The sequence below is a fragment of the Massilia sp. YIM B02769 genome, from assembly GCF_030411995.1.
Lineage (GTDB): Bacteria > Pseudomonadota > Gammaproteobacteria > Burkholderiales > Burkholderiaceae_D > Telluria.
In genome coordinates this window covers 14,476-25,986 of record NZ_JASNRC010000003.1, presented here as the reverse complement: position 1 = coordinate 25,986, position 11,511 = coordinate 14,476, and the positions used below count along the sequence as shown (strand labels likewise).

Below are 11,511 nucleotides of genomic sequence, written 5' to 3'. Positions count from 1 at the left end.
AGGGATGCGGCCCCCCGACGCGTCGTCGAAGACAGTACGCTAGTACGGCAAGACGATGCAACGCAGGCATGGCGGGTTGGTTAGGCGCTTTAACAGGACATTATACTGGTTCATCTTGCACTGCGGCGTAGCAGGGCCGCGCCTTTCCCCGAGCGTGACCAGTTACGCCTGATGCTTCATTTCGGTGCAACGCAATGCGCGTACTCGGTATCGAACCAGCCCGCCGGGCGGCAGCGGCCATCCAGCACCGCCCGCACCCGCGCCAGGCGCAGGGCAAAGGCCGCCGGTTCGCGCACCGGGTGGTAGGCATTCGGCGCCTTGATCATGGCGACCAGGCGCACCATGCCGGCATCGTCCACCTTCGCCAGCGGCTTGCCGAGGTAGACGCGCGCGGCCTGGTCCAGGCCGCGTACCTGGCGGCCATCCTGGCGCCCCATGTAGACCGACTGCGCGAACAGCGTCAGTTGACGCTGTTTCGACAGGTGGGCGTCGAGCACCAGCGCCATCACGTCGCGGCCGACATCGACGCGCTTGCAGCAGTCGAACACGCGGCGGTAGAACGCCTGCAGCATGCCTTTGGCGCCATCCAGGCGCGGGCCTTCGAGGAAGAGTTCGCGCGCCAGCGCAGAGGAAATCGTGGCCACGCCCTGCCCGTCGGCCAGGCTCAGGCCATGGTGCGAGTAAAAGCTTGGGTCTTCGATGCGCAGCAGGATGCCGGCCTGGCTCAGGGTCAGGGTGGCCTGCCGATCGTCTTGCGGCCAGCGCGCCAGCAGGTCGTCGATCGATGCCGAGGCCCAGCCGGCAGCGATGGCAAGATACAGCACCGGCGTCAGGACCAGCGCCAGCACGGCCTTGCCCAGGCCCTGCCTTATGCGGCGCATGCGGGTCGGACGGCTGATGCGCTTCATGTGGCTTCTACGCTGGGATAGCTGCCCAGGCCATCGATCTCGCGCAGGAAGCCTTGCTGCAAATAGCCCGGGATCTTGCCGAACTCGCCCAGCACGCGGGCGCGGAATTCGTCGTGTTCGTGCCAGCGCGCGGCGGGCAGGCCGAAGTAATTCACGGGATGGGCGGACACGCACGGTTCGGGCCAGTGGCGCGCCAGGGTCATCAGGTAGCGGCGCATGGCGCAGACCTTGCCGATCACCAGCAGGCTGTCGATGTGCTGGAGACCGATCGTCTCGGCGACCCTGGCGCGGCCGAGGAGCACGTTTTCGCCGGTGTTGGTGGCGGCGGTTTCCAGGATCAGGATGGATGCGGGGACGCCGAGTTGGACCAGGCGTTCGGCGATGACCAGGGCTTCCGCCTGGGGATTGCCGCCGGTGGCGCCGCCCGAGACCAGCAGATGGCGGAACATGCCGGCTTGCCAGAGGGCGTGGGTCTGGAGGCAGAATTCGTCGACGCCGTGGCGGGTGCCGAACAGGAAGCCCAGCGTGGAGGGCTGCGCCGGCAGGGGCGGCATGATGTAGTCGGAGATGCGCAGGAGGTCGTCGGCAGTCATGGCATGTCGGGCGGTGGCAGTACCTCGGTTCGTATGCGACGGCTGGTGGAGCTGCGGCTGCACTGTTAGCGGTGTGCTCGATCCGCGTGGGCTCAAGAGCCCACCCTACGGGCACTGCCTCGGGCCCAAGCAATCAAAAAACGCCCCTTAGCGCAGCACCAGCTTCAGGGCCGGCTTTTCGCCGTAGTCTTCGTAACGCTCGTTGATGCCGCCGACGCAGTAGGCGATTTCCTCGACCAGGTCGGGCAGGCGTTGCTGCAATGCTTCGCCATCGGTGACGACGATTTCCAGCACCTCGTTCGGCTTCAGGCGGAACCGGGTCATGTTCTCGTCGTCGCGCAAATAGCTCAGGCAGTCGACCCAGGCGTCGATGCTGTCGCCGTAGGTCTCCGGGAAGCCGAAGGCGCGGCGGCTTTCAAGGTGAAAGGCCGCTTCGTCGACGATGGCGGCGCCGTTCAGTTGGACGCTGGCCATGTCAGCCCTTCAGGCCCAGCACGTCCTGCATGTCGTACAGGCCGTTCGCCTTGTCGGCGATGAAGCGTGCGCCGCGCAGGGCGCCGTGGGCGTAGGTGACGCGGCTGCTGGATTTGTGGGTGATCTCGATGCGCTCGCCGGTGCCGGCGAACAGCACGGTGTGGTCGCCGACGATGTCGCCGCCGCGCACGGTGGCAAAGCCGATGGTCGACGGGTCGCGCTCGCCGGTCACGCCTTCGCGGCCGTAGACGGCGCAGTCCTTCAGGTCGCGGCCCAGGGCGTCGGCGATCACCTCGCCCATCTTCAGCGCGGTACCCGATGGGGCGTCGACCTTGTGGCGGTGGTGGGCTTCGATGATCTCGATGTCGTAGCCTTCGGCGAAGCTCTTCGCCGCCATTTCCAGCAGCTTGAGGGTGACGTTCACGCCCACGCTCATGTTCGGCGCGAACACCACCGCCACTTGTTCGGCGGCGGCGCGGATCGCTTCCTTGCCGGCCTCGTCGAAACCGGTGGTGCCGATCACGACCTTGATGCCGTTGGACGCGCAGTATTCGAGGTGCTTCAGCGTGCCTTCGGGGCGGGTGAAGTCGATCAGGCAGTCGGCGCCGGCCAGCGCGCGCTCGAGCTCGGAGTGGATGACCACGCCGGTCAGCTGGCCGGAAAAGGCGCCGGCGTCGCTGCCGATGAAGGGCGAACCGGCGACGTCGAGGGCGCCGGACAGGGTGGCGTCGGGCGCGGCGGCGATGGCCTCGATCAGCATGCGGCCCATGCGCCCGCTGGCGCCGGCAACCGCGATTTTCAATTGCGTCATGACGTACTTCTTATTCGATTACTGAATATTGTTGGTGGCAGGCGACGCCGGCGTCACCGGCTCGACCGGACGGACCGGCGCATTCTTCTTCGGGAACTTGGTCGGACCGGCGATGCGGTCGATGTACTCGCGCTCGGTAGGCAGGTTGCCGCCATCGAAGCGCTCGACGACATTGTCCTTGAAGTAGACGGTGACACGGCTGGTGGTCAGTTCGCCGTCGCCGCGCGCCAGGTAGAAGGGATAATCCCAGCGGTCGGCGTGGAACATGTCGGCCAGCATCGGCGTGCCGAGCAGGAAGCGGACCTGGTCGCGGGTCTGGCCAGGCTTCAGCTGGTTCAGCATTTCCTGCGAGACGAAATTGCCCTGCTGGATGTCCGGGCGATAAGGCGAGAAGACCCAGAGGAATTTCTGCAGCTTGGTCGCCTTGGTCGTTTGCGCACCGGAATTGGCCAGGGCGGCTGCCTTGTCGGCATCGGCTTCCACGCTCGCGGCGTCGGTGCTGGCCGGTGCGGCCGGCCGGGTCTGGTTGCGCCAGGATGCGCAGCCGGACAGCAACAGCGTGCATGCGAGGCCCGCGGCGAGTGCGGCGCGGACTGTGGAATGACGAACAACGGCATCGGTGACACGCATAAGTAACCTCAAAACGTTTAAGCGGGAGCTTCCAAAACGCTATATCATAAAGCACTCCGCCCATCTACGAGTAACAAACATGAGTAACAAACCCACCGACCTGAAGGCGAGCGGCCTGAAGGCTACCCTGCCACGCCTCAAGATCTTGGAAATTTTCCAGAACAGCGAAGTGCGGCACCTGACGGCGGAAGACGTCTACAAAATCCTGTTGGCCGACAATATGGACGTCGGCCTGGCGACGGTGTACCGCGTACTGACCCAGTTCGAGCAGGCCGGCCTGCTGAACCGCAACCACTTCGAAACCGGCAAAGCCATCTACGAGCTGAACGCAGGCTCGCACCACGACCACCTGGTCTGCCTCGACTGCGGCCACGTGGAAGAGTTCTTCGACGAGGAAATCGAATCGCGCCAGAACAAGATTGCCGTCGAACGCGGCTTCAAGATCGCCGAGCACGCGCTGGCCATCTATGGCAATTGCATCAAGACGGCTTGCCCTCACCGCGGGAACAATTGATCGACCGGTTGCATTGGCAACAACAAGAAACGGCGCCGCGGCGCCGTTTTTTTACGTCGATTTACACGCGTAGGGTGGGTTCTTGAACCCACCGCTGTGTGCGCTTCAAACAAGGTGGGTTCGAGAACCCACCCTACGACGACCAATCACGCGAACGTGTCAGGAATGGCTCAGCGCATTCGACAGCAATTTCGCCGTGATGTCGACGATCGGGATCACGCGCTCGTAGGCCATGCGCGTCGGCCCGATCACGCCCAGGGTGCCGACGATCTTGCCGTTCACCTCGTAGGGCGCGGTAACCACGCTCATCTCGTCCATCGGCACCAGCTTCGATTCGCCGCCGATGAAGATCTGCACGCCGCCGGCGCGGCTGGAGACGTCGAGCAGCTGCATCAGGCCGGTCTTCTGCTCGAACATCTCGAACATCTGGCGCAGGGAGGTCATGTTCGACGACAGATCCGACACCGACAGCAGGTTGCGCTCGCCGGCAATCACCATGTCCTCGCCCTCGGCCATCGCCTCGCTGCCGGCTTCGACCGCCACCTGCATCAGGCCGGCCATGTCTTCGCGCAGCTGGCGCAGTTCGCCGGTCAGGCGCGCGCGTACCTGGTCGAACGAGAGGCCGGCGAAATTCTGGTTCAGGTAATTTGCCGACTGCACCAGTTGCGCCGGCGTATAGTCGGCGTCGGTGAGCAGCAGGCGGTTCTGGACGTCGCCGCGCGGGTCGACGATCACGAGCAGGATGCGCTTTTCCGACAGGCGCAGGAATTCGATCTGCTGGAATACCGATTCGCGCCGCGGGCTCTGCACCACGCCGGCGAACTGCGTCAGCGAGGACAGCATCTGGGCCGCGTTGGCGATGACTTTCTGCGGCTGGTGGGCGGAGAGGCACATGCGCTCGGTGTCGACTCCGCCCTCGCCCAGCTGCTGCACGGTGAGCAGGGTATCGACGAACAGGCGGTAGCCGCGCGGCGTGGGCACGCGCCCGGCCGAGGTGTGCGGACTGGCGACATAGCCCATCTCCTCGAGGTCGGCCATGATGTTGCGGATCGTGGCCGGCGACACGTCCAGGCCCGAGATCTTCGACAGCGCGCGCGACCCGACCGGCTGGCCATCGGCGATGTAGCGCTCGACCAGGGCTTTCAGCAGGGTTTGGGCACGGGGTTCAAGTTGCATGGAGAGAAACGAAGGAAAAACCGGGAGTGGTTCCGGTTCCATTATGCACCTTTGCCAGGCGGCTGTGCAGTCGGCCACGCTTGCGCTGCGCTTCAGTCGCGCTTCAGTCCCGCATCAATCGCGCTTCAGTTGCGCTTCAGTTGCGTAGTCAGTCGTATTCCTGCCCGAGCCAGGCAAGCAGTTCATCGAAGTTGGCGACGATCGCATCCGGCTGCACGCCTTCTTCCACGTGGCGGCGGCTCGCGGTGCGGTTCATCCACACGCCGCGCAGCCCGGCGCGCTGGGCGCCCTGCACGTCCAGGATCAGGTCGTCGCCCACGTACACGGCTTCCTGCGCGGCCACGCCGAGCGCCTCGCAGGCGGCGTGGAAGATCGCCGGGTCCGGTTTCGCGCGGCCGAAGCGCGGCGCCGATACCGAAGCCTGGAAATGGTGGGCCAGGCCGATCGTCTGCAGGTCGGCATTGCCGTTGGTGACCGCGCCGAGCAGCACGCGTTTCTTCAGGCGCAGCAGGCCGGGCAGTACGTCGTCGTAGGGCGTCACGGCATTGCGCGCGGCAAAGAATTCGACCATCGCCAGTTCGACCTTGACCACGTCTTCACCGGCCTGCTCGAAGGCGGCCAGCAGCCCGGCGCGGCGCAGGGCGCCCAGGTCGAGCTGGAATTCCGGGCGGCTGGCCAGCAGTTCCAGGCGCGCCTGGCGCAGGCTGTCGATGGTGAAGCGCTCGGCCACGCGCGGGGCGTTGTTGGCAAGCCACGCGAACAGGGTCTGCTCGGCCTGCAATATCACGGGAGCGATCGGCCACAAGGTATCGTCGAGGTCGAACAGGACGGCGCGTGGCCAGGGACGGCGGGATGGGGTCGGGGGCTGGGCGGGCATCAAGGCGGCATCGCGGGTGCAAGGGAGTGGGCCGAGCATAGCGAGGCCGGCGGCGAAATGCAAACGCGCACGCGCCGCGCTACCGGCCGTTACACCGTGATACAAACGGCGATGAGCCCGGGGCTTGCCAAATGCACTAAAATGATGGGCAAAAATCCAGCTTCGACGCGGCACGGACGCCGTTGCGCGTCTTGTCCCGTTCCTTTTCATTTGGAGAAATTATGATTCGTTCCCCATTGCGTGCCGGCCTCGCGCTGGCATGCGCGCTGAGCCTGACTTCCTGTGGCGGCGGCGATGGTGAGTTTTACCTCAGCGGTGTTGTCTACGGCATCAACAAGGGCGACCTGGTGCTGACGAACAACGGCGGCTCCGACAAGAAGATCACGGCAGCCGGCCAATTCTACTTCGACGACCTGGTCGACGCCGACTCGAGCTACAACATCGAAGTGAAGAGCGTACCGGACAACATCGCCTCGCCGGCGGAGTGCAAGGTTACTGGCGGCAAGGGCAAGGCCACCTTCAACATCACCACCATCGTGGTCAGCTGCACCATCAACACCCACGAACTGGGCGGCACCGTGACCGGCCTGGCCGGCTCGACGAGCGACAAGCCGCTGGTCCTGATCAACGGTTCCGACCGCGTCGAAGTGACGCCGGCCGCCCTGCCGACCCCGGACACCCCGCCGGCGAGCGTGTCGCAGCCGGTCAAGTTCGCCAAGGTACCGGAAGACGGCAAGTACGGCATCACCATCCTGCAGCAGCCGAGCGACCGCCGCTGCGAAGTCGCGAACGGCGTCGGCACGATGCTGAAGGCCGATATCACCAACGTCCAGGTCACCTGCACCCCGATCGTCCCGGCAGTTTGAAGTCTACGGAGAACATGTTGAAAAAATCTTTTCTGATCCGCTCGGCGGCCGCCCTGGCCGTGGCGGCAGCGCTCGCCTCTTGCGGCGGCGGTACGAACTACACCATCGGCGGCGTGGTCTATGGCCTGCAGCCGAACAGCACGCTGGTCCTGACGACCAACGGCATGGAAGTGTCCGTCACGCAGACCGGCAAGGCCGACGCCAGCGGCAACGTGCCGAACGTGAGCTATTCCTTCCCGAAACAGCTCGAATACGGCGAGGTCTATAACGTGATCCCGCAGGTCGCCAGCACCGCCGCGGACGGCACGGTCACCTACAAGCAGCCGGCTCACCAGACCTGCGTGGCATCGGGCCGCATCAGCGATACCGCAGGCCGCCTGTCGGAAATCAGCGCCGACTATACCTGCGCACTGGTCGCGCCGACCATCGGCGGTGTCGTCAAGGGCCTGGTCACCGGCAGCGTCGTGCTGAGCAACGGCAGCGACGCCACCACCACCATCGCCGCCGCCACCACGCCGACCAACCCGCCGGCCGATATCCCCTACTCCCTGGGCGCCGTTACCTACGGCAAGACCTACGGCGTGACGGTCACCAGCAGCCCGGCAGGCTACAACTGCAGCGTGGTCAATGCCGTCGGCACCATGGGCGACAACGCAGTCGGCAACATCGACGTCACCTGCGTCGCCACCCCACCCTGAGACAGATATATGCCGCGCTAATGACGATCATTCCAAAAGAAAATTGGATTTATATGTTGTAGCGCAGCATAATCCTACCTGTCTCCTCCAACTCTCCTCAGAAAAGAATTGGATTTAAGCCCACCCGCAACGGTGGGCTTTTTTTTTGCCCCGTCGCGTGCGACCCGGGCGTGCCGGGCTCAACCGAGCTTGGTAACCGAGGCCAGGCGCTTGCCGCTGACCTTCACCACAGCCATCTTGCCGGTGCTCACCGCCACCATCGAGTCGGCGCGCACTTGCGCCTTGTAGCTCTCGGCGCTGGCGTAGGTGCTGACGCCGACCAGCAGTGCGGCGACGACGAAGATCGATTCCATGTGTTTGAGGACGTTCATTTCAGGCTCCCTTCGGTTGAGTGGCTGGCCCTTGGCATGTGCGTTCGGGCTTTCGATGGGAGTAGATTAGCAAGCACCTCGAACACCTTCCATCGGCCTGCGACGAACTGCAAAAAGGGGGCGTCAGAGCGCGCCAGGCGGCGATATAACGTGGATCCGCACGCGTTTTTGCGGTGCCGCAAGCAGCCTGGTGCGGAGAACGGGGAGAAAGAGGCCGCGGCGGCCGCACGGACCGCCGGGTTGGGAGGGAAAGGGCTTACTGGACCGGCTTGAGGATGTTTGCCAGCGCCACGTACTGCTCGAGCGAGACCGCTTCCGGACGCACGCCCGGGTCGATGCCGGCGTCGAGCAGCTGCTGTTCGGTGAACATGCCGGCCACGCAGTTGCGAATCACCTTGCGGCGCTGCGAGAAGGCCTTCTGCACCACCGCTTCCAGGGTCGGGCCGTCGGCCGGCAGCTGGCGCCGCGTCGGCACCATGCGCACGATGGCCGAGTCGACCTGGGGCGGCGGGTCGAAGGCGGTCGGCGGCACGATGAACAGCAGCGCCATGTCGTAGCGCCATTGCAGCATCACCGACAGGCGGCCGTAGGCCTTGGTGCCCGGCTCGGCCACCATGCGCTCGACCACTTCCTTTTGCAGCATGAAGTGCTGGTCCTCGACCAGGTGGGCGAAGTCGGCCAGGTGGAACAGCAGCGGGCTGGAGATGTTATACGGCAGGTTGCCGACCACGCGCAGCTTCTGCCCTTCCGGGACCGGAATCGAACCGAAGTCGAACTTCAGCGCGTCGCCGGCATGGATCGTGAGCTTTTCGCGCGGGTAGGCTTTTTCCAGGCGCGCCACCAGGTCGCGGTCGAGTTCCACCACGTGCATGTGGTCGAGCTCCTTCAGCAGCAGCGCCGTCATCGCCGCCAGGCCCGGGCCGATCTCGACCATCGCCTCGCCGCGGCGCGGGCCGATGGCGTCGATGATGTTTCCCAGGACGTGGTTATCGGTCAGGAAGTTCTGGCCGAAGCGCTTGCGTGCAACGTGTTTCATTGGTGCTTTCAAGTTGTGTGTACGGTGCGGCTGGCCGCGACCATGCCGGCGGCGGCGCGGATCGCCTCCTCCATGCTGCCGCAATCGGCATGGCCCAGGCCTTGCGCCGCCAGGTCGAGCGCGGTGCCGTGGTCGACCGAGGTGCGGATCAGGGGCAGGCCGAGGGTGACGTTGATGCCGCGCCCGAAGGTGGCGTGCTTCAGCACCGGCAGGCCCTGGTCATGGTACATGGCCAGCACGCAGTCGGCGTCCGGCAGGTACTTCGGCTGGAACAGGGTGTCGGCCGGATACGGGCCGCGTGCATCGATGCCGCGCGCCTGCGCCGCCGCCAGCGCGGGTTCGATGACCTCGATCTCCTCGCGGCCCAGGTAACCGTTTTCGCCCGCATGCGGGTTCAGGCCGGTGACCAGGATGCGCGGCGCGGCGATGCCGAATTTCGTCTTCAGGTCGTGCTGCAGGATGTCGAGCACGCGTCCCAGGCCTTCCCCGGTGATCGCGCCCGGCACGTCTTTCAATGGCAAATGGGTGGTGGCCAGCGCCACGCGCAGGTAAGGCTGCTCGCCGACGGGCTGCCCGGCCAGCATCATGACCACTTGCGGCGTGCCGGTCTTCTCGGCCAGGTATTCGGTGTGGCCGGAAAAGGCGACGCCGGCGTCGTTGATGGTGCTCTTTTGCAGCGGCGCGGTGACGATGGCGTCGAACCAGCCGGCCCGCACGCCTTCGATCGCGAGATCGAGCGTGGCCAGCACCGCGCGGCCGTTTTCAGGGTCGAGCCGGCCCGGCACCACGTGGGCCGCCAGCGGCACGTCGACCACGGCGATGCGGTCGCGGCCGAAGTGCGGCAGGCCGCCATTCCTCAGCGCCTGCGTGGACAGGGCCGACAGGCGGATCGCCGGGTCGACCAGGCTGGCCGTGAGCGCGAGGAAGGCGGCGTCGCCGACCAGCACGCAGTTGGCGGTCTCGCGCAGCGCCCAGGCGGCGCGGATCGCGATCTCGGGGCCGATGCCGGCCGGCTCGCCGACCGTGAGCGCCAGGGCCGGACGTGCTGCCTGCACCGCCATGATGTCAGCCTTCCTCGCGGAATTCGACGTAGGCGCGGTCGCGCACTTCGCGCGCCCAGTCCTCGAAGGCTTCGCCGAGTTTACGCTCGCGGATGATCTGGCGCGCGCGGTTGCGTTCCTTCTGCGCGGTCACGTCTTCGCTCTTGCGCTCGAGGACCTGGATCAGGTGGAAGCCGAACGGGGTCTCGACCACGCCCGAGATCTCGTTCGGTTTCAGCTTCGCCATCGCGGCTTCGAACGGCTCCGGGACGTCGCCCGGATACTGCCAGCCCAGGTCGCCGCCCTTGCTTGCCGAACTGTTGTCCTGCGAGTTCTGGCGCGCCAGGTCCTCGAAGGTGGCGGCCTTGCTCTCGACCTTGGCCTTGATCTCTTCCAGCTTGCGCCTTACCTCGGCCGCCGGCATGGTCGGCGTGGCCCGCATCTGGATGTGGCGCACGCGGGTCTGTTCGACCACGGCCTGGTCCGGCGTGGCGGCGCTCGCCAGGCTGCGCTTGTCGATCAGCTTCAGGATGTAGAAGCCGACGTTGGTCTTGATGACCGGGGTTACCTGGCCGGCGCTGAGCTTACGCAGTTCGGTCGAGAAGATCGGCGGCAGGCGGTCGGCCTCGCGCCAGCCGATCGCGCCGCCCTTCAGGGCGTCGCCGGCGTCGGAATAGGTGGCGGCGACCTTGGCGAAGTCGGCGCCGGTGCGCAGCTGGCGCTGCACTTCGTCGGCACGGGCGCGGCGCGCGGCGATCTGCTCGGGCGTGGCGTTGGCCGGGATGCCGACCAGGATCTGGGCGATGTCGACTTCGATGCGGTCGGCGGCGGCGGCCTTTTCGGCGGCCAGGAAGGTGTCGACCTCGGCGTCCGAGACCTGGATCTTGCTGTCGACCTCGTGCTCGCGCAGGCGCTGCATCATGATCTCGTTGCGGATCTCTTCGCGGAAGGCGGCAAAGGCCATGCCTTCTTTTTCCATCTGGTTGCGCATTTCCTGGACCGACATCTTCTGGTCCTGGGCGATGCGGCCGATGGCGGCGTCGAGCTGGCGGTCGTCGACGCGCACGCCCATTTCCTTGGCCAGCTGGACCTGGGCGCGTTCGACGATCATCGCCTCGGTGACCTGGCGTTCGAGGTCGGCCTGCGGCGGCAGCTGGGTGTTCTGGGCACGCAGGCGCTGGACGATCTGGGCCACGCGATTGCGCACTTCGTTACGGGTGATGACCTCGTCGTTGACGACCACGCGGATGGCGTCGACGACATTCGCGTTGCTCGATGCCGGCGGCAGGAAGCCGCTGCCCGGGTTCGCAGGCGCGGTGGAGGAAGGAGCGCTCGCTCCGGCAGTGCCGGAGGCCGCGGCGCCAGCCGGGGCGCCTGTGCTCGCGGGAGTCGCCTGGCCAAGGGCCGTGCCGGCCGTGAGCGCGCACAGCAGCGCCGCTGCGAGCTTGAGTTGATGCAAACGGGTAGTACGCATAATCTGGAAAGCACTCATTCAGGTCAAAAATCCATGGCCCCGG

At 65.8% G+C, this 11,511-nt stretch carries 14 protein-coding genes; 3 read left to right on the top strand and 11 right to left on the bottom strand.

All coding sequences use genetic code 11. From position 1 onward, the window contains the following. Positions 1 to 176: 176 nt before the first annotated feature. The 5 genes from QPK31_RS05215 to QPK31_RS05195 all read right to left on the bottom strand — a co-directional run bounded on the left by QPK31_RS05215 (position 177) and on the right by QPK31_RS05195 (position 3,416). Positions 177 to 908: a transglycosylase domain-containing protein gene (locus QPK31_RS05215; RefSeq protein WP_290421889.1), complete on the bottom strand. Its 732-nt coding sequence runs from the start codon at positions 906 to 908 to the stop codon at positions 177 to 179. Continuing rightward, the gene (locus QPK31_RS05210) at positions 905 to 1,501 is read right to left on the bottom strand and encodes a YdcF family protein (protein WP_290421888.1); all 597 of its coding nucleotides are present in this window, start codon (positions 1,499 to 1,501) and stop codon (positions 905 to 907) included. The genes QPK31_RS05215 and QPK31_RS05210 overlap by 4 nt, the downstream gene beginning before the upstream one ends. 147 nt (positions 1,502 to 1,648) lie before the next feature. After that, positions 1,649 to 1,975, bottom strand: a complete 327-nt coding sequence (locus QPK31_RS05205) for a barstar family protein (protein ID WP_290421887.1) — start codon at positions 1,973 to 1,975, stop codon at positions 1,649 to 1,651. 1 nt (position 1,976) lies between these two features. Then, on the bottom strand, positions 1,977 to 2,786 hold the full coding sequence (gene dapB / locus QPK31_RS05200) for a 4-hydroxy-tetrahydrodipicolinate reductase (protein WP_290421886.1): 810 nt from the start codon (positions 2,784 to 2,786) through the stop codon (positions 1,977 to 1,979). 18 nt (positions 2,787 to 2,804) lie between these two features. Beyond that, positions 2,805 to 3,416 carry an outer membrane protein assembly factor BamE gene (locus QPK31_RS05195; protein WP_290421885.1) on the bottom strand — a complete coding sequence of 204 codons (612 nt, stop codon included), beginning with the start codon at positions 3,414 to 3,416 and terminating at the stop codon, positions 2,805 to 2,807. A 79-nt stretch (positions 3,417 to 3,495) separates the two neighbouring features. Here QPK31_RS05195 and fur point away from each other — a divergent pair, with 79 nt between their 5' ends. Continuing rightward, entirely contained in the window at positions 3,496 to 3,930 is a 435-nt protein-coding gene (fur, locus tag QPK31_RS05190) for a ferric iron uptake transcriptional regulator (protein WP_229439108.1), read from the top strand. A gap of 159 nt (positions 3,931 to 4,089) precedes the next feature. Here the strand turns inward: fur and hrcA are convergent, their stop codons facing one another. After that, positions 4,090 to 5,106: a heat-inducible transcriptional repressor HrcA gene (hrcA, locus tag QPK31_RS05185; RefSeq protein WP_290421884.1), complete on the bottom strand. Its 1,017-nt coding sequence runs from the start codon at positions 5,104 to 5,106 to the stop codon at positions 4,090 to 4,092. Positions 5,107 to 5,254: 148 nt separating this feature from the next. Next, positions 5,255 to 5,983 (bottom strand): HAD family hydrolase, encoded by a 729-nt coding sequence (locus tag QPK31_RS05180; RefSeq protein WP_290422271.1) that lies wholly within the window; start codon positions 5,981 to 5,983, stop codon positions 5,255 to 5,257. Between the two features lie 221 nt (positions 5,984 to 6,204). Between QPK31_RS05180 and QPK31_RS05175 the strand changes: the two genes are divergently transcribed. Continuing rightward, positions 6,205 to 6,849, top strand: a complete 645-nt coding sequence (locus QPK31_RS05175) for a hypothetical protein (RefSeq protein WP_290421883.1) — start codon at positions 6,205 to 6,207, stop codon at positions 6,847 to 6,849. 17 nt (positions 6,850 to 6,866) lie between these two features. Further along, entirely contained in the window at positions 6,867 to 7,547 is a 681-nt protein-coding gene (locus tag QPK31_RS05170; protein WP_290421882.1) for a hypothetical protein, read from the top strand. Between the two features lie 179 nt (positions 7,548 to 7,726). On the opposite strand, the gene QPK31_RS05165 is transcribed toward QPK31_RS05170, so the two are convergent. The 4 genes from QPK31_RS05165 to QPK31_RS05150 all read right to left on the bottom strand — a co-directional run bounded on the left by QPK31_RS05165 (position 7,727) and on the right by QPK31_RS05150 (position 11,468). Beyond that, a complete protein-coding gene (locus QPK31_RS05165) occupies positions 7,727 to 7,918 on the bottom strand; it encodes a hypothetical protein (protein ID WP_290421881.1) in 192 nt (63 codons plus the stop codon). Between the two features lie 256 nt (positions 7,919 to 8,174). Beyond that, a complete protein-coding gene (gene rsmA, locus QPK31_RS05160; protein ID WP_290421880.1) occupies positions 8,175 to 8,954 on the bottom strand; it encodes a 16S rRNA (adenine(1518)-N(6)/adenine(1519)-N(6))-dimethyltransferase RsmA in 780 nt (259 codons plus the stop codon). Positions 8,955 to 8,962: 8 nt separating this feature from the next. Then, positions 8,963 to 10,015, bottom strand: coding sequence for a 4-hydroxythreonine-4-phosphate dehydrogenase PdxA (gene pdxA / locus QPK31_RS05155; RefSeq protein ID WP_290421879.1), 1,053 nt, complete (start codon positions 10,013 to 10,015; stop codon positions 8,963 to 8,965). A gap of 4 nt (positions 10,016 to 10,019) precedes the next feature. Continuing rightward, a complete protein-coding gene (locus QPK31_RS05150) occupies positions 10,020 to 11,468 on the bottom strand; it encodes a peptidylprolyl isomerase (RefSeq protein ID WP_290421878.1) in 1,449 nt (482 codons plus the stop codon). Positions 11,469 to 11,511: the final 43 nt, after the last annotated feature.

Coding starts and splice junctions, on each gene's coding strand:
- QPK31_RS05175 (WP_290421883.1), top strand. CDS start 6,205: ATGATTCGTTCCCCATTGCGTGCCGGCCTCGCGCTGGCATGCGCGCTG.
- QPK31_RS05165 (WP_290421881.1), bottom strand. CDS start 7,918: ATGAACGTCCTCAAACACATGGAATCGATCTTCGTCGTCGCCGCACTG.
- QPK31_RS05205 (WP_290421887.1), bottom strand. CDS start 1,975: ATGGCCAGCGTCCAACTGAACGGCGCCGCCATCGTCGACGAAGCGGCC.
- dapB (WP_290421886.1), bottom strand. CDS start 2,786: ATGACGCAATTGAAAATCGCGGTTGCCGGCGCCAGCGGGCGCATGGGC.
- hrcA (WP_290421884.1), bottom strand. CDS start 5,106: ATGCAACTTGAACCCCGTGCCCAAACCCTGCTGAAAGCCCTGGTCGAG.
- pdxA (WP_290421879.1), bottom strand. CDS start 10,015: ATGGCGGTGCAGGCAGCACGTCCGGCCCTGGCGCTCACGGTCGGCGAG.
- QPK31_RS05180 (WP_290422271.1), bottom strand. CDS start 5,983: ATGCCCGCCCAGCCCCCGACCCCATCCCGCCGTCCCTGGCCACGCGCC.
- QPK31_RS05210 (WP_290421888.1), bottom strand. CDS start 1,501: ATGACTGCCGACGACCTCCTGCGCATCTCCGACTACATCATGCCGCCC.
- fur (WP_229439108.1), top strand. CDS start 3,496: ATGAGTAACAAACCCACCGACCTGAAGGCGAGCGGCCTGAAGGCTACC.
- QPK31_RS05150 (WP_290421878.1), bottom strand. CDS start 11,468: ATGCGTACTACCCGTTTGCATCAACTCAAGCTCGCAGCGGCGCTGCTG.
- rsmA (WP_290421880.1), bottom strand. CDS start 8,954: ATGAAACACGTTGCACGCAAGCGCTTCGGCCAGAACTTCCTGACCGAT.
- QPK31_RS05215 (WP_290421889.1), bottom strand. CDS start 908: ATGAAGCGCATCAGCCGTCCGACCCGCATGCGCCGCATAAGGCAGGGC.
- QPK31_RS05195 (WP_290421885.1), bottom strand. CDS start 3,416: ATGCGTGTCACCGATGCCGTTGTTCGTCATTCCACAGTCCGCGCCGCA.